Origin of the sequence: Dapis brunnea BLCC-M229 (assembly GCF_050015995.1) — a bacterium.
GTDB lineage: Bacteria > Cyanobacteriota > Cyanobacteriia > Cyanobacteriales > Microcoleaceae > Trichodesmium.
The window spans coordinates 1-24,938 of record NZ_JBNHEP010000082.1 but is presented as its reverse complement, the minus strand read 5'-3'; the positions used below and the strand labels follow the sequence as shown (position 1 = coordinate 24,938).

Annotated in this window: 12 protein-coding genes; 8 read left to right on the top strand and 4 right to left on the bottom strand. The window is 37.8% G+C overall.

Features of this window, described 5'->3' with window-relative positions:
* Positions 1-936: 936 nt before the first annotated feature.
* Positions 937-1,830, top strand: coding sequence for an alpha/beta fold hydrolase (locus ACP6PM_RS09300; RefSeq protein ID WP_426583925.1), 894 nt, complete (start codon positions 937-939; stop codon positions 1,828-1,830).
* 304 nt (positions 1,831-2,134) lie between these two features.
* Here ACP6PM_RS09300 and ACP6PM_RS09295 read toward each other — a convergent pair whose 3' ends face one another.
* The 3 genes from ACP6PM_RS09295 to hisD all read right to left on the bottom strand — a co-directional run bounded on the left by ACP6PM_RS09295 (position 2,135) and on the right by hisD (position 6,151).
* Positions 2,135-2,710 (bottom strand): DUF3747 domain-containing protein, encoded by a 576-nt coding sequence (locus ACP6PM_RS09295; RefSeq protein WP_426583923.1) that lies wholly within the window; start codon positions 2,708-2,710, stop codon positions 2,135-2,137.
* A gap of 1,207 nt (positions 2,711-3,917) precedes the next feature.
* Positions 3,918-4,343 (bottom strand): universal stress protein, encoded by a 426-nt coding sequence (locus ACP6PM_RS09290; protein WP_426583921.1) that lies wholly within the window; start codon positions 4,341-4,343, stop codon positions 3,918-3,920.
* A 443-nt stretch (positions 4,344-4,786) separates the two neighbouring features.
* The gene (hisD, locus tag ACP6PM_RS09285; RefSeq protein WP_426583919.1) at positions 4,787-6,151 is read right to left on the bottom strand and encodes a histidinol dehydrogenase; all 1,365 of its coding nucleotides are present in this window, start codon (positions 6,149-6,151) and stop codon (positions 4,787-4,789) included.
* Between the two features lie 1,451 nt (positions 6,152-7,602).
* Between hisD and rpsT the strand changes: the two genes are divergently transcribed.
* The 7 genes from rpsT (at position 7,603) to ACP6PM_RS09250 (ending at position 22,969) form a co-directional block, all read left to right on the top strand.
* Positions 7,603-7,941 (top strand): 30S ribosomal protein S20, encoded by a 339-nt coding sequence (gene rpsT, locus ACP6PM_RS09280; RefSeq protein ID WP_293096555.1) that lies wholly within the window; start codon positions 7,603-7,605, stop codon positions 7,939-7,941.
* Positions 7,942-8,614: 673 nt separating this feature from the next.
* On the top strand, positions 8,615-8,746 hold the full coding sequence (locus ACP6PM_RS09275) for a hypothetical protein (RefSeq protein ID WP_426583917.1): 132 nt from the start codon (positions 8,615-8,617) through the stop codon (positions 8,744-8,746).
* Between the two features lie 1,659 nt (positions 8,747-10,405).
* Positions 10,406-11,188, top strand: a complete 783-nt coding sequence (locus ACP6PM_RS09270; protein ID WP_426583915.1) for a TatD family hydrolase — start codon at positions 10,406-10,408, stop codon at positions 11,186-11,188.
* Positions 11,189-12,740: 1,552 nt separating this feature from the next.
* Complete coding sequence (rpoB, locus tag ACP6PM_RS09265) at positions 12,741-16,049, top strand: DNA-directed RNA polymerase subunit beta (protein ID WP_426583913.1); 3,309 nt, start codon at positions 12,741-12,743, stop codon at positions 16,047-16,049.
* Between the two features lie 27 nt (positions 16,050-16,076).
* Positions 16,077-16,307, top strand: a complete 231-nt coding sequence (locus ACP6PM_RS09260; protein WP_426583911.1) for a four helix bundle protein — start codon at positions 16,077-16,079, stop codon at positions 16,305-16,307.
* A 195-nt stretch (positions 16,308-16,502) separates the two neighbouring features.
* Positions 16,503-18,521 (top strand): DNA-directed RNA polymerase subunit gamma, encoded by a 2,019-nt coding sequence (locus ACP6PM_RS09255; RefSeq protein ID WP_426583909.1) that lies wholly within the window; start codon positions 16,503-16,505, stop codon positions 18,519-18,521.
* Positions 18,522-18,691: 170 nt separating this feature from the next.
* Positions 18,692-22,969 (top strand): DNA-directed RNA polymerase subunit beta', encoded by a 4,278-nt coding sequence (locus ACP6PM_RS09250; protein WP_426583908.1) that lies wholly within the window; start codon positions 18,692-18,694, stop codon positions 22,967-22,969.
* Between the two features lie 525 nt (positions 22,970-23,494).
* Here the strand turns inward: ACP6PM_RS09250 and ACP6PM_RS09245 are convergent.
* A complete protein-coding gene (locus ACP6PM_RS09245; protein WP_426583906.1) occupies positions 23,495-24,532 on the bottom strand; it encodes a hypothetical protein in 1,038 nt (345 codons plus the stop codon).
* Positions 24,533-24,938 lie beyond the last annotated feature (406 nt).

Here is a 24,938-nt window from a genome sequence, read left to right as displayed (position 1 = left end):
GTTAAATCCTTAAGAGAAGAAAATTTAGCTAAAATCTTAAATCTACTTCCACAGAGATTAGCTAGTTCAAAACATCAAAATTTTATCAGTCAACTTAACAGTTAATTACCATTTTTAGTTATGGCGAGTATATTTCTGTTTCTGTTGATGAAAATGAAGTTATCAAAAGTCAAATTTTTCCTAGATTATCCTAAGCAGTTAAATCCTTAAGAGAAGAAAATTTAGCTAAAATCTTAAATCTACTTCCACAGATATTAGCTAGTTCAAAACATCAAAATTTTATCAGTCAACTTAACAGTTAATATGAAATATAAAAAAGAATACTACGAATAGTTTTGGTTGTTAAAATACTTGACTTAGATATTTATATTTGACTCAAAAAAAGTTTTAATCTAAGAAATGATATTTAGATTATTCATTTTGATTCCTGCTTCAGTCATCCTGAATCATGGAAATAGCCTAAGTCTTTGTAGCAAAAATTTTAGTATTTCATATAATGAGCATTTTTATTTATGGTGATTATATTTCTGTTTCTGTGGATGAAAATGGATTGATAAAAATCCAGCTTTCCGTAGATTATGGTGAGCAGTTAAATCCTTAATAAAGAGAAAATTTAGCTGAAGTATTAAATCTACTTGCACGGAAATTAAGTAGTTCAGAACATCAAAAATTTCTCAGTCAACTTAAAAGTTAATTACCATTTTTTATAAGTAAGATATAGAGATGATCGCTTCTGCAATAGTCCTAAACTCTTCCATTCTATAGCACTACAAAAAAGTATTAGGACATTGATACAATTGAAATTCTTGACAAGCAATAGTTTTGACTTGAGCTGAGTGCTGAATGTTGAATGCTGAATGCTTAAAGCTATAGATAGACCGAATTTTGCCAATATTTCTATTATGATAATTATGGAGCTTTACAAAAATTTATAAAATGAACGGAATTACAGCAAACCCAACTTTAAAAAATCAGCTAGACCAGTATACCTGGACTTGGAAAAGCCACAAGATCCAATATACCGTCATGGGAGCTGGACAACCCTTAGTCTTAATCCATGGTTTTGGAGGTTGTATAGGTCACTGGCGTAATAATATCCCTACCCTCGCTGCGGGGGGCTATCAAGTATTTGCCCTAGACTTGCTAGGATTTGGATCATCTTCGAAGCCACCCATAAATTACAATCTTAAACTTTGGCAAGAATTATTATACGACTTTTGGAGTGAATATATCCAAAAACCTACCATATTTGTTGGGAACTCCATAGGCGGATTACTTGGCCTAATGATACTAGCAGACCACCCAGAAATTTCTAGAGGAGGAATTCTAATCAACTGTGCAGGAGGCTTAAACCACAGACCTCAAGAATTAAATCCGCCACTGAGATTCGTCATGGGAATCTTTACTAAATTAGTCAGCTCCCCAGCTTTCGGACCATTTATTTTTAACCAAGTCCGTCAAAAACATCGTATCCGTAACACTCTCAAACAAGTCTATATCAATAAAGAAGCCGTCACAGAAGAATTAGTAGAAATAATCCATCGTCCCTCCTGCGATTCTGGAGCGCAAAAAGTTTTTGCTTCAATTCTCACCGCACCTGCTGGCCCTCATCCCTCAGAATTATTACCCAAAATTAAATCACCATTGTTAGTAATCTGGGGAGAAAACGATCCTTGGACACCAATATCTGGTGCAAAAATTTATCAAGACTTAGCAGACAAAGGTGGATCTATTCAATTTAAACCTATACCAAACACAGGTCATTGTGCCCACGATGAAAGGCCTACAATAGTTAACTCTTTGATTTTAGATTGGTTAGCTCAACAGTGAAACTCTTAATAGGCAATACTTTCAAGATTTATCAAAAAAAAAATCCTGAAAGTAGTGACAAAATGAGTTTAGTAAGTTAGACTATCTACCGTGTGAGGAGCGAATCAGCGAGAGCATCGAGACGAAACACGGCCAGTCGTCGATGCTCTTTCTGAAAAATAACTCTGTTAAAAATCTCTAGTGAAATTAAGACACTATTTTTGTGTCATTTACTTTTTGAATATTTTTAAGTGGTGTTGAGGACAGTTAAAAAGCGGTCATTAAAAATGACCGCTTTTTTAAATCTCAATTAATATTGATACATCTATTGGGGATTATAGCTTTCTAACTCTGTTGGCATCCAGTCAGTAGTAACATATATATGCCCTAACTCTTTACCCTCATAAGTTCTTTTGGCAAACCGCCACCCAGGTTCAAGAATAATTTTAGTAAATCCATTTGCCAAACCATAAGTTCTACCAATGAGTAGTCGTGGTGCATTAGAATCAACACGAGAAATACCCATCAGTCGTATATCTCCCCCACTCATTTGTAAAGAGAGAGCATAGTCAAGAGCTAGGTCAGTACCTGCCATTCGGATAGAATAACCATTACTGTCAGTAGCACGCCCACAAATACCTGTAAAATCGAAATTTAGTAATAGTGGATCAACCAAGGTAGGGCGATCGCCACTTTCACTCCAGCATTCTCTGGCATTCGTTTTTTGCTCTAAGATTAGCAATTGTGGTCCAAAAGCACGTGGGACTGCAATTGCAATGTATCTAGACTGTTCGACTTCTTTTTGATCAAAGAAATTGGCCTTTGCTGGAACAATAAAAGATAAAGTCAATAACCCTAAAGTTGTAAGTGCAGCTATAGACTTGTTGAAGAAAGTTTTCATCTGTCTTGTTTAGTCTGATTTTATATAACTTCAATAATGTAAATTTTAGGAAATTTTAGAATTTATTGTCATACTTATGCTGGTATTTGTCAAATCCTATTTAGCCCAAATTATCTCAGTTAGATAAAATTTTGTATTTTTTTTACTTTCTCTGTCTTTGAGATTTGGATCTTAAAACTTGTTTGTATGTGAAATTATGATTTATTTGACATAGAAAAAATAGGATTAGTCTAGTTGATTGCCGATTTTCAATAATTGATAATTATTCAATTTTCCACTTCATACAGACTTGACATTTGAAATGTGAATAGAGAATTAAATACTTTAGGGAAAAGTTCAATAATTAATAATTACCTCTCCTTAAAAAAGAGGATTAACCAAAATTATTTTTTTTCTTCTCTTGGTCGATTGGATATGGCAAGGTTTCCCGAAGAATGCAGATCCGCTCTGCTTTTCATGTCGCGAAGCGAAACGCCATCCCATCCTAGGTCATGCTCCGCAAACGACCACTTTTTTCTCCTTAAAAGGAGAAGCTTTAGATCTTAATTATTCGGTAACAAACAATAGGAAAAAATGAAGATAAATCAGAGATTTGTGTGATTGAAAATATAGAAATCTAATTTTACAGATAATTTGACAACGCTATATATAACTGACCAATAAATTACCAGAATAGAGCTTTGTTTTTTCTACTACAAAAAAATTTAGTATATGCCTGATATTAACTCTGGATAATTAGTGTTCAAAAATCTTTTTTCTGGCAACCTTGCTGCAAACCTTTACCTTGCTGCCTTTTACATTCTTGATTCTGGCTTCTATTCACTAAAGTGTAAGTTTTTCACCGGATATGATATTACTTCCGGTGGTCTCTCTTCAGAACTAATTCATGTAAACTAGATTTAGTATCAAATATAAATCCTTTCAAACAATTAACAGCTAACAATATTTTTCTACTTAGGAGCTGCTGAATAATTTTGCTGAATAATTTTTTGGTTCCGAGAAGCAAGAGACAATAGGCAATAGGCAAAAATATTTTTGAAGTTTAATAGGAGTAAAATCTTTCAGCAGAAGAATTCAATTTCTGGATTAGTTTTAAAAGATTAAGCTTCTAACTTACCAAGAGATTAATCAAGAATTATTTTCAAAACTTTAGTGAATTAAGCTTTCAGAATTATTCAGGAAGCCATACTTAGAAAAAATTAGTAACTTATCTCTGTTTGACCACAAACACTGAGCAGTTTGCCTCAGCAATAACCTGACTACTGACAGACCCCTGTAAAATCCGATTTATACCTTTTAATCCCCGACTACCAATCACAATTAAATCTGCACTATAAATATTAGATAAGCGCACAATTTCTTCAGTCGGATCGCCAATAACAACCTCTACTTCAGTTTTACAAGGAAGCTTTTCTTGGTATAATTTTAGCTGCTTTTCAAATTCCCCAATAAAAATTTTTTCTCTATCGGACTGAGGTTTATCTGCTTCCAAATCAGATTTTTCCATAGCAACCACATGAGATAAAATCACTCTTGTTTCTGATGTTAAGTGAAATTCTGTCAATGCTTGAATAACTACCTCCAAGTCTGACTGTGAATTGTTAAGAGCGACAATAATTGTTTTAAAGGCCATATAAAAGAGTATTATACCATTTGGACAAATATTTGCTACCAATCACTATTCCATGTTCTGTGTGCCCTCTAAACACAATTTTGTCACATTATTTTATTAAATTGGTATCAGAGATAAGAAATAGAAAATTGAGGTTTCTCTTGAGAAACCCGCTAAACTTTGAGTGAATCCAGTAGCAATTGATCTGCTCTATAAAACTTAGAAAAAATTTAATAAAGCAAAATTTTAATGTTTATTTCCTGCATCACTCCAAACTGTCAGCACCACTCTGGTCAGACAGACTTTCTACTGCAGGAGCTAAAAGCCAACTTTACCAACCTTGATACTGGTATTAACATCCAAGTCACCTTATGGTATCACCAGCTTCAAACTTGAAAATACTATATTTGACTGACATATTCTCCCGCGATCTAAAGATTCTAACGGGAGTCACCTGGCATCATTTATAAATTTTGACCATCATTTTCCTGACTAGTTGTTTCTTTTTTTACCCACTCTTGTTGTTCCTGCTCCTGAACTTTCGTCCTCAGTCTGACTGAGTTAGCATGAGAAGGCAAACCCTCAGCAGTAGCCAATACATCAATAGCAGAAGCAACCTTTTCCAAAGCAGTAGAAGAATATTGAACCAAACTAGAATGCTTCATAAAAGTTTCTACCCCTAATGCCGAAGCATAACGAGCAGCGCCAGAAGTCGGCAAAGTGTGATTTGGCCCTGCTAAATAATCTCCCACAGCTTCTGGAGTTGAATAACCAAGGAAAATAGCACCAGCATGGCGAATATTTTCCAATATATCCCAAGGATCTGAAACTTCTAATTCCAAGTGTTCTGGAGCAAATTGATTAGAAAGTTCAGCAGCAGCTTTCAGAGATTCAACCACCACCACCAAACCATAATGGGCGATCGCCTTTTCTGTCAAAGTGCGACGTGGATGATCGTGGAGTTGTCGTTCCACCTCTACCACCACCTGACGTGCTAGTGCTGAATCTGTAGTCAATAAAATAGCAGCAGCCAAAGAGTCATGTTCTGCTTGAGCCAACATATCTGCTGCCACATGAACCGGGTCAGCCTCAGAATCTGCAATAATCAATACCTCTGATGGCCCAGCTAAAGAATCAATACCTACCGTACCATAAACAATTTTCTTGGCCAAAGTCACATAAATATTACCAGGTCCAGTAATCACATCCACTTTTGGGATAGTCTCTGTACCATAAGCCAGAGAACCTATTGCTTGGGCACCTCCGATTCGATAAATTTCTTGAATACCTGCTTCTTGAGCAGCCACAAGTACAGCAGGATTAATTTTTTTTCCTTGAGCAGGTGGTGTCACCATAACAATTTTGGGGACTTTAGCCACTTTAGCAGGAATAGCATTCATTAGAACTGTACTTGGATAAGCAGCTTGACCACCAGGAACATAAAGTCCAGCTCTATCAACAGGAGTATAGCGTTTGCCCAAGACCACTTCATCATCACCAAACTGAACCCAGGACTTAGGAACTCGTTGTCGGTGAAAAGCTTCTATCTGTTTAGCAGCCAAACGAATTGAACTTAATAAGTCCTTATTTACTTGCTGATAAGCCGCATCTAATTCTGAACCACCTACCTTTAACTCTTCTGGAGTCAAAGTGATATGGTCAAACTCAGAAGTATAGTGTAACAGAGCTTCATCACCTTTTTCTCTAACGGAGCGCAAGATTTCTCGCACCGTTGTTTCTTTATGAATAGCCATATCATCGTGGGTACGCTCTGTGATGCGTTTTAATTCAGCTTGTGCCTCAACCCACTGAGTAATTATTCGCAGCATAGAGATTAGGAATGCCAACTAAAACTAAATAAAGTTCGCGATGCGCGAGGGTAGTTTCAGAAACAAAAGAGTTGGATCAACATTAAGACTATATATGTAATGTTAAACACTGATAAGTGAGAAATAAAATGCCTACTCATCGCCAATTGTCTTGTAATGACCCTGATTTGAATCTAGGGGCAAAAGTCAAACAATTCTCCCAGTTTCCAAATTACCCATTACTCTTTGTTATAGCGTGAAGTCACAACACTGGCATCTTTAATACTTTGTGACATGAATGTTGAAAGTATCTTAAATGTCAGCAGAAGACCCCCCATAGAGCTAGGTTTAGGGAAAAAGTGGGTTTAATGGGGTATTTCAATTCCGATGGAAATGCTAAATAATACCAAATTCATTAAATAATGTTACAAATAAATACCTAGTGCCGCTATGGGGAAGTCAAAAGTTAAAAGTATTGATGACTAAGGAGGCTTTGAGAATTTTGTGACTTGTCAGTTATTTCCGCCATCCGAGACTAGGTAATGGGACTCTCAAAAACACGATTCATAGGAAATGCGGTTTATAGAGTATCCTTTTGTGGAAATAAGGAGATGGGGTGTAGGGGATATGGGTATAGGGTTAAAGAGGATTCAAAAAAGTACCTTGTACCTTTTGAGTGGCAGATTTGGTATCAGCTAAGACAGCAACCCATAACATTTGTCCCCCTACCTACTGGTGTCCCACAGCTAAAATATTGCCAAGCTTTTAGGGTGTGTTAGACAGCTATAATCTAGTCGGTGAAAGGTATTGAACAATGTATAGTCACCCACAATTTTAGATATGTCAGTCCAGTAGGTTGGGTCTTTGAACATAGCTTGGTTTCCGCCTGGGTATAGCACTACGCAAAGAGGTTAGGACATTTCTAAATCCTGAAACCTTTTGATAGTCAACTGTTCCCAGTTAAGTGTTCCCTATTCCCGATTCAAGTAGCGCTATAACCCAACATTCCCAGGGGTTTTCTTGGGTTTATCCTGCAGATAAGCTCCCCTAACACTTCATTCCACAATGGTCTACATTTTTAGTTGTGTCAGTCCACTACAACCTAAAACATAAAACTGATTTGTAGCCAACTTTTTTTCAATTGGCATAAGACCTTGCATGCTGACAAAATAAATGCTAAAATAGTAAGATATTTTGTAAAATAGATTAGTTGTGACTTAAGAGACCCTAAAGTTTGGTAACTTACTTTGGAGAGACCTCAAGACTCAAACAGAGAAAATTTATCAGCGCTGGTGGGAGTGAAACATAAACCGTTAAACTTACGATGTAATGGTAATGGGCGGAATTCCCCGCAATATTAAGAGCGTTTCGGCTGTAACAGATAACGGAGATCAAAACTAGGGGGAGATGAAAGGCATCGGCAAGATGTCAAACCCTAATTAATTATATATATGATAGATACAAAGTAAACTATGGCCAATATTAAGTCTGCTATTAAACGCATCCAAGTTGCTGAACGTAACCGTCTGCGGAACAAAAGCTATAAATCAGCACTTAGGACTTTGATGAAAAAATACTTCACTGCTGTTGAAAACTATGCCTCCAATCCCACAGATGAATTAAAGACAGAAGTTGAACAGCGGATGTCAAAAGCTTACAGTAAAATTGATAAAGCTGTGAAGCGTGGTGTTTTACATAAAAATAATGGTTCTCGCAAAAAGGCTAGATTAGCTAGATTTTACAAAAGACATTTAATGGCCGAAAAAAGTCAGCCAGAGTCTGTAGTGACAGATGGTTCTGTAGCTTCTTAAAGGCAATTCCAGTAGTTTAATGATCCTTGGCAGAAGTTAGCTTCTGTTATAGTTTAGCATAACTACAATGTATTGATTGTCTAAATTGACATCCTTAACCTAGGTCGCGGTTGTGGGACAAAGCGAAGTTCCTAAGCATCAATACTTAGTTTTTGCTGCCTCTTGCCTCCTGGGTCGTAGCTACGCTTTTCATGTCGCGCAGCGAAAAATAACACCTCCCTCTAAGGCCTTTCCCTATTTTGGGTATTACGGTCGGCTTACAGTAGATGGGGAATCCTACGGTTTCCCCATATAAACCATTTGGTATCTTTGTCAAGCTATATTAGCTTATCTTAACGTTGGTTGAAGACCCGCGCTATTCATCACCCCTAACCCCCCTTTGAAAGCTATCCCTGATAAGGAACTCCTGAAAACCTTGTGGTCCGTGTGGGGAAGGTAGTTTGTGTGGGGGGTGTGGGAAGTGAGCATCTTGTCTGTAGTTCTCAAAAAAATGTCTAATTCAATACACTTTTCTCCAGAAAAAGCATCTCAAAGGCTAACACATAACTTGTATATTTTGTCAAGTTTTATCTTAAGCAAAGATGTTGATAAAGCATAGCTTTCAAAGGGTGGGAGGGGAGCATCGTATTGGAAAACCTCATATGTTGCGGTTTGGAACTTGCATTTTGCTAGTATGAATCTGGCTACCTGGATGGCAGTTTCAGCGCCAGTCGCTCATGGGGGAGACGCCAAAGACCGTGCTAGCAAGTCTTTAGGAGCGATCGTAAGACCAGAAAAAGGTTCGGCCTTGGAGGCAGGTGCTTAGAAGCACAAACCTAAATCGTGATGTTTAGGAATTCCCCGTTGTCGCTCAAGCGTAACGTTATGAGGATGTCAAGAAGTAGCTAGTATATCAAGCAATTTCGGGCTATTTCAATAATTATAGGACTTACGCAGAGACCATGTATGTAGTGTTAAAAACTATAGCGCTACAGTTTTTACACTCTATATATAGTACCCCTGCGTAAGTCCTGAATTAATAATTTATAATTAATAATTACCTCTTCTTTTTAAGAAGAGAATTGGTTCAAAGGAAATTTTTTCTCCTTTCGGTAATGGCTGAGTGAGGACTATTTATGCTAATTAATTATTAAATCAAGAAAATGATTGGGTTGATGATTAGGTAAGAATCTCTCAAATGGGTTCTATAAACTGCCAGATCGGTAGCCTTATGTAAGCTAGCAAAATTTATGGTCAAAATGCAATATTGATTCCTCTTCGTTGTTTATGATGCTCCCTTTCAGAAGAGCGTCGGTCTTCGAGCAACGTTACGATCAAAGACCTTCTATAAAGGTTTGAGATAAATTATCTAGAAATATGCTTAAAAGAACTAGGGAAAAATGTATAAATTGTTAATAATAAGGAAGAGAAGGCATATCAGTTCATTGAAGACTTAATTGCCATTATCAACTCTTTTTACGGTCGAAGTTTATGAAGTAAGAAGCTTAAAAAATAAAGACAGAGAAAATTGTAGCTCAGTTAAAATTGAACCAATTTAACGATGAAACTATCTGAAAGACATATTGAGTGATTGCCAAAAATAACTTTGATAAACAAAATTTTCAGTTAGAGGAATTCAATACACTTGTCGCTAAATAGATGGAAAAAATCTCTAAAACCTAGACAGAGTAGTTATTTCAATTATTTTGATTAGGAAATGCCTACAAGCTTTACATATCAGGAGTTTTCCAAATTTTTTATTTGATAAAACGACAACTCTAATAATCATACACTTGTGACTATATCCTCAAAAAGTAGTTCAAAGTAATCTCTATGCACGAGCGGGGATGAAAATGAGTTAAGTATTTATGCTTGACAAATTTAGCTTTACTGTGCTATTTTTATCAAAAATAAATTACCATAAAGTTAGTCAAAGACCAACTCTCTCCTGAAAGGCAGCTTCGGGAGAAAGACCAATCAATGTTGCACTTATCACAGTAAGGCTGCTAAGATAAATAAGGATGTTTGGCAGGCAGTTTCAGTCTGTAGATAAACCATTAATAACGAAAAGAAGTTCGACCTTTGATTCATGTGCTATGTTTCGCTGCGCGACATCAAAAGCGTTTGCGAATAATTCCGCAGGATAGCTTCTCTGTAAGAGGCAAGAGAAACGGCGGGTTATGAGGTTTAGGAATTTCACTTTGTCACTAAAGCACAAATTTGGGAGGATGTCAAAGGCAGATACTTGGGTAAAAATACTCAGCAAAAAATGTACATCAATATAGTAAGCCCAATATATTTCGTGGTAATCTCCAGTATATCAAAGTTTGTGGAGGGGCAATTGCGCGACTCACAACTTGAAACATTTGTCTAGTGACATCTATCTAGGTGTGGAACAAGGAGGTTTTAACCCATTGCAGCTCAACTGCTCATATATCTCCGTGACTTTAGTCCGGGGATTAGTCAAATTAACTAGGAAAGCCAAATGCAGCTAATTGATACTCACGTCCACATTAACTTTGACGTATTCAATTCTGACTTGGAAGAAATCCGCCAACGTTGGCAAGAAGCAGGTGTAGTTCACCTAGTTCACTCTTGTGTGGAACCACAGGAGTTCCTTGCTATAAAAGCTATAGCAGATCGCTTTCAAGAACTTTTTTATGCAGTTGGCTTACACCCCTTAGATGCTCAAAAGTGGACATCTAGCACTGCTAATCAAATTCAAGAGTTTGCCAAATCCGATCCTAGAGTAGTAGCTATAGGTGAAACAGGATTAGATTTTTACAAAGCAGACAATCAAGAGCAACAAAAATTTGTTTTTGAACAGCAGCTAACTATAGCCCAAAAACTTAACAAGCCATTAATTATCCACTGTCGTGATGCAGCTACTTCAATGGCAAAGATTTTGTATGATTTCCAAGAAAATCAAGGATTGGTCACAGGGGTTATGCACTGCTGGGGAGGTACTCCAGAAGAAACTAGAATGTTCTTAGACTTAGGATTTTATATTAGCTTTAGTGGAATTGTAACATTTAAAAATGCTATACAAATTCAAGAATCAGCTAAAATAGTACCTGATGATCGCCTTTTAGTAGAAACAGATTGTCCATTTCTCGCACCAGTGCCAAAGCGGGGCAAACGCAACGAACCTGCTTATGTGAAATATGTGGCCGAAAAAGTTGCTGAACTCAGAGGCGTGACATTTGAGAGTCTAGCAGCACAAACCAGCAAAAATGCTTGTCAACTCTTTGGCTTTTCTATATCCTAAAAAAGTTAATTCATGGAAGTCAATGGTTTTAAGATATAATACCATACGGTCATCGTTGCAGTGAATTGGATGGAAATATGTACAAGAAAGATGTGGAGCTAGAGTAGAGAGATTACAGAAAGATCAAATCTATGTTACAATAGAATTCTCTGGTAACTAAATCAAATCATTTTTAATAACTGATATTCCACATATATTAAAGGAGTAAATTGATGATTTGATTTTAACGATAGTGTTTCCTTGTAAGTTGTTAAATAAAGATTGCTATTTTATTTTATGTATTAGCAAAAATTATCTGATTATCTACTGTCTTTGTCTATTGGTATATGAGCTGTTTCCTCAAGTGTTTAATTATATTTTCAGCTATTAAATATTAAGTGCTATATAGTAGATATAGTTAAGATAATATTCTCCATAAACTTATATCTTAACTTACTTTCCTGGAATCTATATTAATATGTATGATTTTTGACTAAAATGAGTTATCAAATTAGATGGACATTTTTTCTATTAGTAAACAGTGTCTTATTAAATCCCACTTTTACCTAAAGTGTTTAACTCTATGTTGATATCTCAAATGTAAATCTATATACTAAATTTGTTGCTGTGAATCTATAAGGAGATTATTTACCAAGGATATTCATAATTAGAATTAAAGCTATAAAAAAGCCTTATTGTAACTGTTTCTGCCTCAGACTCAACTATATGATTGATAATAATTAAGATTAATAATAGAGATAGTATTGATATTCAAAAAATAACAGTGAGATTTTAATATCTAGAAAAAAAGTACAACCATATACAAAAAATAGTGAAATTTATTGGAAATAGTTCTCGGTATAGCTATTTATAAAATATAGAACTTATTAACAGAGATTCAGCTCAACTCAAGATAAAATTTTTTTATAAAATATAGAACTTATTAACAGAGATTCAGCTCAACTCAAGATAAAATTTTTGGTTCGCAGATTTTTAACAAGCCACTAACGTAATTTATATAAACAAGTTGCAAACATTAAAAAAAAAAGTGAACTTACCGTTTTAGTGAAAAAAACAAAGCTGTTTTAAATAATTGTATAAAAAAAAAGGAGAAATTTCTAATGAAATGATCGTCTAGTAAAAGTTTAACCCACTATACTAAATAATAAATTATGATAATAGTTAAAAATTATTCTCTCATCATAAACTATAAACAGATATGAGTAAGGTGTGGGAAAATAGCAAAAAAAACATCATCCTTGAAACAATTATTCTTGTAGAAGAAGTAGTGAAGCCTTAGTTATAATCTGGCTAAAAGATACCATCTACTTGAATAAGTTTAACAGGCAAAAATTAGATTTATGTCAGTCAAACTATGAACTTGAACTTACGATAAAACAACTAATGGCAAAACATTTAGTTATTGATAAAAGTTATAAAAATATAATATTAACTAGCTTACTAATGTATAAAGTTTCACAATAGTAAATTAAATTGTGGAACTTTAATTAACGATTTTTTACCAGAAAATTGACTCTCAAAAAAAACTTATCTCCCACTAGGATACTCAAGAATGACTCATCAAAAATTAAACATTGATACCCAAAGTAACCTGCAAATTTTCAATATGCCCGATCTGATTGAAATTCAGAGGGCTAGCTTTCGATGGTTCCTAGAATATGGACTAATAGAAGAACTAGAAAGCTATTCTCCAATTACAGATTATACAGGCAAGCTAGAACTTCACTTTATTGCTAAAAACTATAAACTAAAACAACCAAAATATAGTGTAGAAGAATCCAAACGCCGAGACAGCAGCTATGCAGTGCAAATGTACGTTCCCACCCGCTTAATTAACAAAGAAACTGGGGAAATAAAAGAACAAGAAGTATTCATTGGAGACCTACCCCTAATGACAGATAGGGGAACATTTATCATCAATGGAGCTGAAAGGGTAATTGTTAATCAGATAGTTCGTTCTCCAGGAGTTTATTACAAAACCGAGACGGATAAAAGTGGGCGACGTACATATAATGCCAGTCTAATTCCTAATCGAGGTGCATGGCTAAAATTTGAGACAGATAAAAATGACCTTGTTTGGGTCAGGATAGATAAAACTCGCAAACTTTCTGCTCAAGTATTACTTAAGGCTTTGGGATTAGGAGATAGCGAAATTTTTGACTCCTTGAGACATCCTGATTATTTCCAAAAAACAATAGAAAAAGAAGGACAATACGGAGAAGAAGAAGCCCTATTAGAACTATATCGGAAATTACGACCAGGGGAGCCACCTACTATAGCTGGTGGAGAACAACTACTCCAGAGTCGATTCTTTGACCAAAAAAGATATGACCTAGGGCGAGTAGGACGATATAAGCTCAATAACAAACTAAGGTTAAACTTACCAAACACAGTACGAGTATTAACCAAAGAAGATATATTAGCTTCAATTGACTATCTGATTAATTTAGAATATGACATTGGTCAGACAGATGATATTGACCACCTAGGAAACCGACGAGTTAGAAGTGTGGGAGAACTTCTACAAAACCAAATCAGAGTCGGTTTAAACCGTTTAGAGCGAATTATCAGAGAGCGGATGACCGTATCCGAAGCAGACACATTAACTCCAACATCACTGGTTAACCCAAAACCATTAGTAGCAGCCATCAAAGAATTCTTTGGTTCATCTCAGTTGTCCCAATTTATGGACCAAACAAACCCATTGGCAGAGCTAACCCATAAAAGAAGAATATCAGCTTTGGGACCTGGAGGATTAACCAGAGAAAGAGCTGGATTTGCTGTCCGAGATATCCATCCTTCTCACTATGGCCGGATTTGTCCCATTGAAACACCAGAAGGCCCGAACGCTGGATTAATTGGCTCTCTAGCTAACCATGCTAAAGTTAACGGTTATGGATTCATAGAAACGCCCTATTATCCAGTAGAAAATGGTCGGGTATTGCGCGATCGCACGCCAATATATATGACAGCAGATGCAGAAGATGATTTGCGGGTGGCACCAGGGGATATTATGACTGATGCGGAAGGGAAAATTTTGGGAGACGTTGTACCAGTACGTTACCGACAAGACTTTACCACCACCAGTCCTCAACAAGTAGACTATGTAGCAGTTTCCCCAGTGCAGGTCGTTTCAGTGGCAACATCATTAATTCCGTTTTTGGAACACGATGATGCTAACCGCGCGTTGATGGGTTCCAATATGCAACGACAAGCAGTACCATTGTTAAATCCAGACAGACCCCTAGTTGGAACAGGTCTAGAAGCTCAAGCCGCCCGCGACTCTGGTATGGTAGTTGTTACTCGGACGGATGGAGAAGTTAGCTATGTAGACTCAACCAAGATATCTGTGATAGATACAGAGGGTAATGAAACAGATTACCCACTATGTAAATATCAACGGTCTAACCAAGATACTTGCTTAAATCAAAGACCTCTAGTATATGAGGGAGACCAAGTAATAGCGGGTCAAGTATTAGCTGATGGTTCCTCCACTGAAGGTGCTGAGTTGGCTTTAGGGCAAAATGTTTTGGTAGCTTATATGCCTTGGGAAGGTTATAACTATGAGGATGCAATTCTGATTAGTGAGCGTTTAGTATATGACGATGTTTATACATCTATTCATATTGAAAAGTTTGAAATTGAAGCCCGACAAACAAAATTAGGACCAGAAGAAATTACCAGAGAAATTCCTAATGTAGGGGAAGATGGTCTCCGAAACTTAGATGAACAGGGAATCATCCGGGTTGGTGCCTGGGTAGAATCTGGTGATATTCTTGTAGGTAAAGTCACGCCCAAGGGAGAATCTGACCAACCACCAGAGGAAAAGTTGTTGCGGGCAATTTTTGGTGAGAAAGCACGGGATGTACGAGATAATTCTCTACGAGTTCCCAATGGTGAAAAAGGTCGTATTGTTGATGTCCGAGTATTTACCAGAGAAAAAGGAGATGAGTTGCCACCAGGAGCAAATATGGTGGTCAGGGTTTATGTAGCTCAAAAGCGGAAGATTCAGGTAGGAGATAAAGTAGCGGGGCGACATGGAAATAAGGGTATTATTTCCAGAATTTTACCCATTGAGGATATGCCTTATTTGCCCGATGGTACTCCTCTAGATGTAGTGTTAAATCCATTGGGTGTACCTTCGCGGATGAATGTAGGTCAGATTTTTGAGTGCTTGTTAGGATGGGCTGGTGAAATCTTAAGTGTGCGGTTTAAGTGCGTGCCGTTTGATGAGATGCACGGTGCAGAAAAGTCAAGGGAAACAGTGCATCGAATGTTACAATTAGCCAGGGATAATTCTGGTAAAGATTGGGCGTTTGATGAGAACCATCCAGGGAAACTTTGGGTTTATGATGGGCGGACAGGCGAAAGATTTGACCGTCCCGTGACTGTGGGAGTTGCTTATATGTTGAAACTGGTTCACTTAGTTGATGATAAGATTCATGCTCGTTCCACAGGACCTTATTCTTTGGTGACACAGCAGCCTTTGGGTGGTAAGGCGCAACAAGGTGGTCAGCGCTTTGGAGAAATGGAAGTATGGGCATTAGAAGCTTTTGGTGCTGCTTATACTTTGCAAGAGTTGTTGACTGTGAAGTCCGATGATATGCAGGGTCGGAATGAAGCATTGAATGCAATTGTTAAAGGAAAGGCAATTCCACGACCTGGTACTCCTGAATCTTTCAAGGTATTGATGCGAGAGTTACAGTCTCTATGTTTGGATATTGCCGCTCACAAAGTAGAAACTATGGATGATGGTACTACTCAGGATGTGGAGGTTGATTTAATGGCAGATATACCAGGAAAGCGAACACCATCTCGTCCTGTATATGAATCATTATCGAGTGAAGGGAACGAAGAATAATGGATAATGGATAATTGATAATTAACTATGAGAAATAATGTAGTTAAAGAAAAATCATTTGCATTTGCACTACGAATTGTTAAATTGTCAAAGTATCTTAGTCAAGAGAAACATGAGTATGTTCTATCAAAGCAGCTACTTCATAGTGGTACGGCAATTGGGGCTTTGGTGCGCGAAGCCGAACACGCTGAAAGTCCTGCCGACTTTGTACACAAAATGTCTGTTGCTCTGAAAGAGGCTAATGAAACTGTGTATTAGTTAGAACTATTACATCATGCAGATTACATTGATGTCAGAGGATTTAACTCAATTAATCAAGATTGTATAGAACTCTTAAAACTCCTGACGACTATTGTCAAATCGAGCAAATCAAATGACCAATAAAAAGTTATCAATTATCCATTATTAATTACCCATTATTAATTATCAATTATCAATTATCAATTATTATCAATGCCAAAACTTGAACAAAGATTTGATTATGTCAAAATTGGGTTAGCTTCTCCAGACAGAATTCGTGCTTGGGGAGAAAGAACTCTGCCAAATGGTACCGTCGTAGGAGAAGTAACTAAACCAGAAACGATTAATTACCGGACTCTAAAACCAGAAATGGATGGGTTGTTTTGCGAGCGTATTTTTGGTCCGGCGAAAGATTGGGAATGTCATTGTGGAAAGTATAAGCGAGTTCGACATCGGGGTATTGTTTGTGAAAGATGTGGAGTCGAAGTAACTGAGTCACGGGTCCGCCGTCACCGCATGGGACATATTAAATTAGCAGCACCTGTCACCCATGTTTGGTATCTCAAGGGTATTCCGAGTTATATGGCAATTTTGTTAGATATGCCATTGCGGGATGTGGAGCAAATTGTTTACTTCAATGCTTATGTGGTATTAGAACCAGGAAATCACGAAAGTTTAAGTTATAAACAACTTTTAGCGGAAGATGTTTGGCTAGAAATTGAAGACCAAATTTATAGTGAAGATTCAGAAATAGTAGGGGTTGACGTTGGTATTGGTGCTGAAGCTTTACAAACTTTATTAGCAAACCTTGAACTAGAAGCAGAAGCAGAAAAACTACGGGAAGAAATTGCTAATTCCAAAGGACAAAAACGAGCAAAGTTAATCAAGCGTTTGCGAGTAATTGACAACTTTATTGCTACAGGTTCGAGACCAGAATGGATGGTTTTGGATGCAATTCCAGTTATTCCTCCCGATCTGCGTCCGATGGTGCAGTTGGACGGTGGCAGGTTTGCAACTAGCGATTTGAACGACCTTTACCGACGAGTAATTAATAGAAATAATCGTTTGGCAAGATTGCAGGAAATATTAGCACCGGAGATTATTATCCGCAACGAAAAACGAATGTTGCAAGAAGCAGTTGATGCTTTGATTGATAATGGTCGTCGGGGTCGAACTGTTGTAGGTGCAAATAACAGACCTCTGAAATCTTTGAGCGATATTATCGAAGGAAAACAGGGTCGTTTCCGGCAAAACTTGTTAGGTAAACGGGTTGATTATTCAGGGCGTTCAGTAATTGTTGTTGGACCAAATTTAGCCATTAATCAATGTGGTTTACCACGAGAAATGGCAATTGAGTTGTTTCAACCGTTTGTGATTCATCGCTTGATTCGTCAGGGGTTAGTTAATAATATCAAAGCTGCCAAAAAACTGATTCAAAGGGGAGACCCGAATGTGTGGGATGTGTTAGAGGAAGTGATAGATGGTCATCCTGTAATGTTGAACCGCGCTCCAACTTTGCATAGATTAGGGATTCAAGCTTTTGAACCTATTTTAGTAGAAGGTCGAGCAATTCAGTTACATCCTTTAGTCTGTCCGGCGTTTAATGCTGACTTTGATGGGGACCAAATGGCGGTTCATGTGCCACTATCTCTGGAGTCGCAAGCAGAGGCGAGGTTATTGATGTTGGCATCGAATAATGTTTTATCTCCTGCAACTGGTCGTCCGATTATTACGCCTTCTCAAGATATGGTATTGGGTTGTTATTATCTAACGGCAGAAAACCATAAACTCCAGGGTAGTAAAGAACTTTATTTTGCTAATCTTGATGATGTAGTTTTAGCTTATGAACAAGGTCAGCTAGACTTGCATACTTATATATATTTAAGGCTAGCTCCTGATGTAGAGATTGAAACTGATAAACCAGAAGAAATGCCTCCTGACATACAACAGATATCTGATGAGGTGGTGGTTAAGAGTTATTGGATGCCGTTAGATAGTAAGATATTACCTGATACTTTGGGAGAGTTGAAATTAGAGCAAACTCTAGAAAATGGGGAGGTTGTGCAGCGTTATCATCTGTATCGAATCCATTATAGTCAGGAGGGAGAGACCAAGAAGGTTTATATTAAATCTCGTCAAGTTCGGGAGATAAATGGAGTAGTGACTACACAGTTTGTGGTGACAACGCCTGGTCGAATAATTCTCAATCAAACAATTCAAAGCGCCCTCTAAATAATTAATAATTAATAATTAATAATTAATAATGAAAACTATAGTAATCTGCGCTTATTTTGCAATATTTATGACACTAATAAAACTAGGACTGCTATATTTCTAAATTATCAATTATTAATTATCCATTAAAAAGTTATCCATTATCCATTATCCATTATCCATTAATTATGATTTTCCATAATAGAGTCATCAATAAGGGTCAACTGAAAAAGCTAATTTCTTGGTCTTTTGATAATTACGGTACAGCAAGAACTGCACAGATGGCAAATAAGCTGAAAGATTTAGGATTCCGTTATGCTACAAAAGCAGGAGTTTCTATTAGTGTAGATGACTTACAAATACCTCCTTCTAAACGACAACTTTTAGATGCAGCAGAGCAAGAAATTCGCAATACAACTGAACGTTATACTAAAGGAAAAATTACTGAAGTAGAACGCTTTCAAAAAGTAATTGATACTTGGAATAGTACGAGTGAAAATCTTAAAGATGAAGTAGTTCGTAACTTTCGAGCAACTGACCCTCTGAACTCAGTTTATATGATGGCATTTTCTGGAGCGCGGGGTAATATTTCCCAGGTGCGTCAGTTGGTAGGGATGCGGGGCTTGATGGCAGATCCACAGGGGGAAATTATTGACTTGCCAATTAAGACGAATTTCCGGGAGGGTTTAACTGTAACAGAGTATATTATCTCTTCCTATGGTGCGCGGAAAGGTTTGGTTGATACAGCATTGAGAACTGCTGATTCTGGTTATTTGACTCGTCGTTTAGTTGATGTTTCTCAAGACGTAATAGTTAGGGAAGCAGATTGTGGCACCAAGCGAGGGGTTACAGTCACAAGTATGAAAGATGGCGATCGCGTTTTGATTCCGGTAAAAGATCGACTGTTAGGTAGAGTTATTGCTGCTGATGTTAAACATCCACAAACAGGAGAAATTGTTAGTAGTGGTGATATTCAGGCAGTCAGAAATCAAGTATTTACAGAAGACCTAGCTAAGGCAATAGGTAAGGCAGGTGTGGAAAAGGTGTTTGTGCGATCGCCTTTAACTTGTGAATCACCGCGTTCTGTCTGTCAAAGTTGTTATGGGTGGAGTCTTGCTCACGGTCATATGGTTGACATGGGAGAAGCTATTGGGATTATTGCTGCTCAGTCTATCGGGGAACCAGGTACGCAATTAACTATGCGGACATTCCATACTGGAGGTGTATTTACAGGGGAAGTTGCTCGCCAATTTGTAGCGCCGTTTCCTGGTGTAGTCAAGTATCCATCTAATGTGCGTACCAGGTCATTCCGGACTCGTCATGGGGATGAGGCGATGATTGCAGAGAATAATTTTGACCTGATCGTAGTAGGTTATGATGCTCGTAAAGAAAGTGTACCCATCGCTCAAGGTTCTATTTTAATGGTCCAAAATGACCAGCAGGTATCAGCAGGAACAGTTTTAGCTGAAGTACAAAAAGCAGGTCAGGTCAGAAAAACAACTGAGAAAGTAACCAAAGAAGTCGCCTCAGATCTTGCAGGAGAGCTTAAATTTGCTCAGGTGGTGCAAGAAGAAAAGGTAGATAAACAAGGATCGACGACTCGCATCGCTCAAAGAGGTGGTCTTATATGGATATTAGCAGGAGAAGTATATAATCTGCCACCAGGTGCAGAACCAATGGTAAAAAATGGAACTAAGATTAATCTTAACAGTGTAATTGCTGAAACTAAATTGGTAACTGAACATGGTGGTGTGGTACGAATACCTGATTTGGCTTTGTATAGTGTTTCAGACCAAGCAGGTATAAATGTTTTGGCTGGAGAAACTCAAGAATCAATAGTAGATGAATCAGAAGAGTTAATGACTACGACACTGCCAGTACCTAGCGCAGCACATGATAATTTGCCTCGTGAGATTGAAGTCATTACTGCAAGCGTGCGACTAGACCAGGCAAAAGTTCGGATGGAAAGTATTGCTAACCGTGAGCAGTATATAATTGAGACTCAAGATAATCAAAGGTTTGCCCTAAAAGTGACTCCTGGTAGTAAGGTTGGCAACCACGAAGTAATCGCTGAACTTTTAGACGAAAATTATCAAACTTCTACAGGTGGGATTATTAAATATGCTGGAGTAGAAGTTCTCAAACGTGGTAAAGCTAAACAAGGCTACGAAGTAACAAAAGGTGGTACATTGCTATGGATTCCTGAAGAATGCCATGAAGTTAATAAAGATATATCTCTGCTCTTGGTAGAAGACGGTCAATATGTGGAAGCTGGTACAGAGATAGTTAAGGATATTTTCTGTCAGTCTAATGGAGTTGCAGAGGTACATCAGAAAAATGATATTCTCAGAGAAGTTGTAATTAAGCCTGGAGAACTACATAGTGGCGACTATCAAACAGATTTAGGGGATTTAACTCTGATGGATGGTCAAATTGCTACACCAGGACAGGAAGTAATTCCAGGGTTAGTAACATCTGAGTTAAAGTACATTGAATATATAGAAACGCCAGAGGGTCCTGGATTATTATTGCGACCTGTAACTGAATTTCATGTACCTGATGAACCTGGTGTACCTTCTCAGAAATCAATTAATTCTTCCATTGAGTTACGAGCAGTACAACGGATTCCCTTTAAGGATGGCGAACGAGTTAAATCTGTAGAAGCTATAGAATTGCTGCGAACCCAATTAGTATTGGAGATTGGTGAAGAGGCTCCTCAATTGGCTGCTGATATTGAGTTATTACCAGACCCAGAAGAAGAGGGGGTAATGCGTTTGCAATTGGTGATTCTGGAGTCTTTAGTCATTCGCCGGGATGTGGTAGCAGATACAACTCATGGTAGTACGAGTACCCGCTTATTAGTTAAAGATGGAGATACGATCGAAGCTGGAGCTGTGGTGGCTCGCACAGAGATTTTATCTAAGAAATCTGGTGAGGTAAGGGGTATCCGAGAGGGTTCGGAAGCTATTCGTCGTGTTTTGATAGTCCGAGAAGCCGATTTAATTAAAATACCAGTTAATACTTTACCGTCTGTAGCAGCAGGAGATTTGTTAGTTGCTGGTACTGAAATTGCTCCCGGAACAGTTATTCAAAACTCTGGTATGGTGTCTCAAATTGAGAAAACACTTTTGGAAAATGGTAGTGAAGGTTATCAGGTAATCTTACGCAAAGGCAGACCTTATCGTGTTTCTACTGGTGCCGTCTTGCTGACTATGGATGGAGATTTGGTTCAACGGGGGGATAGTTTGGTACTGCTGGTGTTTGAGCGGACTAAGACTGGAGATATTATTCAGGGTTTACCTCGAATTGAGGAGTTATTGGAGGCACGCAAACCAAAAGAGTCTTGCATTTTAGTCAAGTATCCTGGTCAAGCTCAGGTTAACGTTAATGTTAATGATGATACTGTAGAGGTGAGCGTGGTCTCCAGTGATGGAACAATAACAGATTATCCTCTAGGTCATGGGCAAAATGTGATTGTTGCTGATGGACAAAATGTTGAGGTGGGCGAACCTCTGACCGATGGACCTCAAAATCCACATGAAATTCTGGAGACTTTCTTCAACTATTACCGCGAACATGAAAGCGTTTATGAGGCTTGTCTGAGGAGTTTTGAGGCTTGTCAGAAGTTCTTGGTAAATCAGGTGCAGGCAGTTTATCAGTCTCAAGGTATAGATATTTCTGATAAGCATATTGAAGTAATTGTGCGTCAGATGACAGCTAAGGTGAGGATTGATGATGGTGGTGATACTACTATGTTGCCTGGGGAGTTGATAGAGTTGCGACAGGTGGAACAGGTTAATGAGGCGATGTCTATTACAGGTGGGGCAACTGCTCAATATACACCAATGTTGTTGGGGATTACAAAAGCATCGCTGAATACAGATAGCTTTATTTCAGCAGCTAGTTTCCAAGAGACTACACGGGTGTTGACGGAGGCTGCGATTGAGGGTAAGTCTGATTGGTTAAGGGGATTGAAGGAGAATGTGATTATTGGGCGATTGATTCCTGCTGGTACTGGGTTTAATGCTTATGAAGATGCCCTGAGTGCAGAGATTAATCGTTTGGAACAGAATTGGGATGATGATATGGATATGTTTGAGGAAGATGATTTGCAGAGTGTGGTTTTAGACGATCAGACAGCGCGTTCATTAGAATTAGAAAGTAGTCTAAATTTGCCATCTATGAATCAGAATTTGGCAGATTCTCAAAGCATACCTCAAAATGAAAGTCAATTTATTGATGATAGTATGTCTGAGTTTTCTCCGGTTAAAGATAAGCCTGGGTCAGTTTTAGATGATTCAGATTTCCCACCTGGTAATTTTGATTCAGATTTCCCACCTGATAATTTTGACTCTAATTTCCCTAATGACCTAGAGGATGACTTAATAGATGATGATGATGATGATAGTGATGATGCTTATGATGGTTATGATGATTTTGATGAGAATACACCTGATTTAATTTAGGTACAAAGCAATCAGCATTCAGCCGTCAGCAATCAGCAAATACCTGTTTGGGTTTTTGCGCTTGGCAAAGCTTTGCTTTATATGTCGCGGAGCAAAACTGCTGTCGCCGATATGAAATGCTGCGCGACATGAAAAGCTCCTATACAAGAGCCAGCATTCCTCAGGAAAGGAAAAAAAGCTGAAAGCCGACCGCTGAATGCTGAATGCTGAATGCTAATTAGGGCTTGCTGATTAAATCTAAAAGCATTTATATGTAAAGGCAAAAGCCTTTGCGTTTAGGAAAAAAGTGCAAGGTTTTTGCTCCCTTAAGCTCACACAGGTGAGGATTTTGAGCAGACAACGGCGGAATAATTGTCCCTCAATTATTCCGACTACATCCTCTGTAATACCAATTTAATCAAAGAATGTTACAAATTAGTGGATGAAAATCCTTGCCAAATATAGGTTTTGCCATAGCAGCAATTTTTAAAATTGGTATTTAACAGGATTTGATATAACCCATAAGACTTTTTCATCAAACCATAATTAATCACCATCCGAGAGGATTTGTAAACGAATTGTTTGGTTATTGAGGTCATTTAAGCTCATTTCAATGACATTACTTGAAAGTTTGTCGAGACACCCTAATAAGTGTCTTAGATGAGGTGTACTAGCGCCAGTATCAACAAATAACCGTTCTGAGAGATTACCTACTCGCTTCCAGCTACTATAAAGTTTAGCCATTGTTGTTTCTAATTGAGCAGACTGTTTTACTAGATCAGAAACTATATTGAGACATTCCAATCTTAAGGCTTCTTCTAATACCATTTCCATATCTAATGATGATTCATTCAATGCTTGAACTTTGGCTGCAGCATCAAGATATTTGGATAGGTTACGAGCATCTGAGGTTAGTTGCTTGACGGTATCTAACTCTGGACTTTGGACTATTTCCTCTTGAATTGCGCTTAAATGAGATTCTGGTAATTTTTCCATTTCTCGGACTAGGGGAGCTAAATAACGTGGTGGCATGGAACCGGAGGTGGCCTTAGCTCTAATTTCGTCTGGAAGCAAATCCGAACTAACGGCAGTCCATTCGTCTGCTAGTTGCTTAACTTCTCGTCTGGTGATGCGATCGCCTTTTTTGGCTGCATCTGTGACCATTTGTTGGACTTCTGTGGGAGATTTGGCCGTTTCTACAAAAGCTCTTTTGCTAAAGTTATTGATGGAGTCTGGGTCTAAATGTCCTTTATCTATTAAAGTATCAGCACTATTGGCCAATTCTATTAAGGCATAAGCTTGGCTCTTACTAATTTCTCTTTCCTTAAGCCAATTTAGGAATCCGCTACCCCGTCCATCGCCTCCTTTCTTTTCTCGGTCTCTAATGATTCTCAGGATACGGCCTCGCCAAATTTCGGTCTGGAGGTCAAAGCGATCGCAAACTTTCCATGCTGTATCTACTACATTTTCAAACTCAGAGTCGGGAATATTTTCATCTTCTGGGTCGGGTAGGTCTAAATTGAGCTCTGGGAAATTATTTAGGGCCTCGGCAAGAGCTTCGGGAAATTGGGGAATTTCAGGCATAACAGAACAACATTATCGCTCATAGTGCCGAAATATTATTGCATCATTGACTAAATAATACCAAATCATAAGTCATAAGTCATAAGTCATAAGTCATAAGTCTCAGCTAATCTCTGAGTGGGTTTTTTCTGCTGAAATGCTCCGGGAATAGGATTTATATCATGTCTGGTTGAATAATTATAAATAAGTCAGGAGTCGGGAGGGAAGAGGGGAAAAAGAAAGTATAAAAGGGAGAAAGTTTTTTGATCGCGCTCTTATCCGGACATGATATTAGTAAGGCTATATAAGTATCCACTCAATATGATGGGGTAGGGAATGATTAAGTAGTGCCAAGACCAATCAAATGGATTAATAAAATAGGGAGCGATCGTATCGTCTAAATCAATAAGGGTAACCAAAAAAGAAT

What these genes read in the sequence shown, in the direction of transcription:
- ACP6PM_RS09300 (WP_426583925.1), top strand. Translation starts at nt 937, where the DNA reads ATGAACGGAATTACAGCAAACCCAACTTTAAAAAATCAGCTAGACCAG.
- ACP6PM_RS09295 (WP_426583923.1), bottom strand. Translation starts at nt 2,710, where the DNA reads ATGAAAACTTTCTTCAACAAGTCTATAGCTGCACTTACAACTTTAGGG.
- ACP6PM_RS09290 (WP_426583921.1), bottom strand. Translation starts at nt 4,343, where the DNA reads ATGGCCTTTAAAACAATTATTGTCGCTCTTAACAATTCACAGTCAGAC.
- hisD (WP_426583919.1), bottom strand. Translation starts at nt 6,151, where the DNA reads ATGCTGCGAATAATTACTCAGTGGGTTGAGGCACAAGCTGAATTAAAA.
- rpsT (WP_293096555.1), top strand. Translation starts at nt 7,603, where the DNA reads ATGGCCAATATTAAGTCTGCTATTAAACGCATCCAAGTTGCTGAACGT.
- ACP6PM_RS09275 (WP_426583917.1), top strand. Translation starts at nt 8,615, where the DNA reads ATGAATCTGGCTACCTGGATGGCAGTTTCAGCGCCAGTCGCTCATGGG.
- ACP6PM_RS09270 (WP_426583915.1), top strand. Translation starts at nt 10,406, where the DNA reads ATGCAGCTAATTGATACTCACGTCCACATTAACTTTGACGTATTCAAT.
- rpoB (WP_426583913.1), top strand. Translation starts at nt 12,741, where the DNA reads ATGACTCATCAAAAATTAAACATTGATACCCAAAGTAACCTGCAAATT.
- ACP6PM_RS09260 (WP_426583911.1), top strand. Translation starts at nt 16,077, where the DNA reads ATGAGAAATAATGTAGTTAAAGAAAAATCATTTGCATTTGCACTACGA.
- ACP6PM_RS09255 (WP_426583909.1), top strand. Translation starts at nt 16,503, where the DNA reads ATGCCAAAACTTGAACAAAGATTTGATTATGTCAAAATTGGGTTAGCT.
- ACP6PM_RS09250 (WP_426583908.1), top strand. Translation starts at nt 18,692, where the DNA reads ATGATTTTCCATAATAGAGTCATCAATAAGGGTCAACTGAAAAAGCTA.
- ACP6PM_RS09245 (WP_426583906.1), bottom strand. Translation starts at nt 24,532, where the DNA reads ATGCCTGAAATTCCCCAATTTCCCGAAGCTCTTGCCGAGGCCCTAAAT.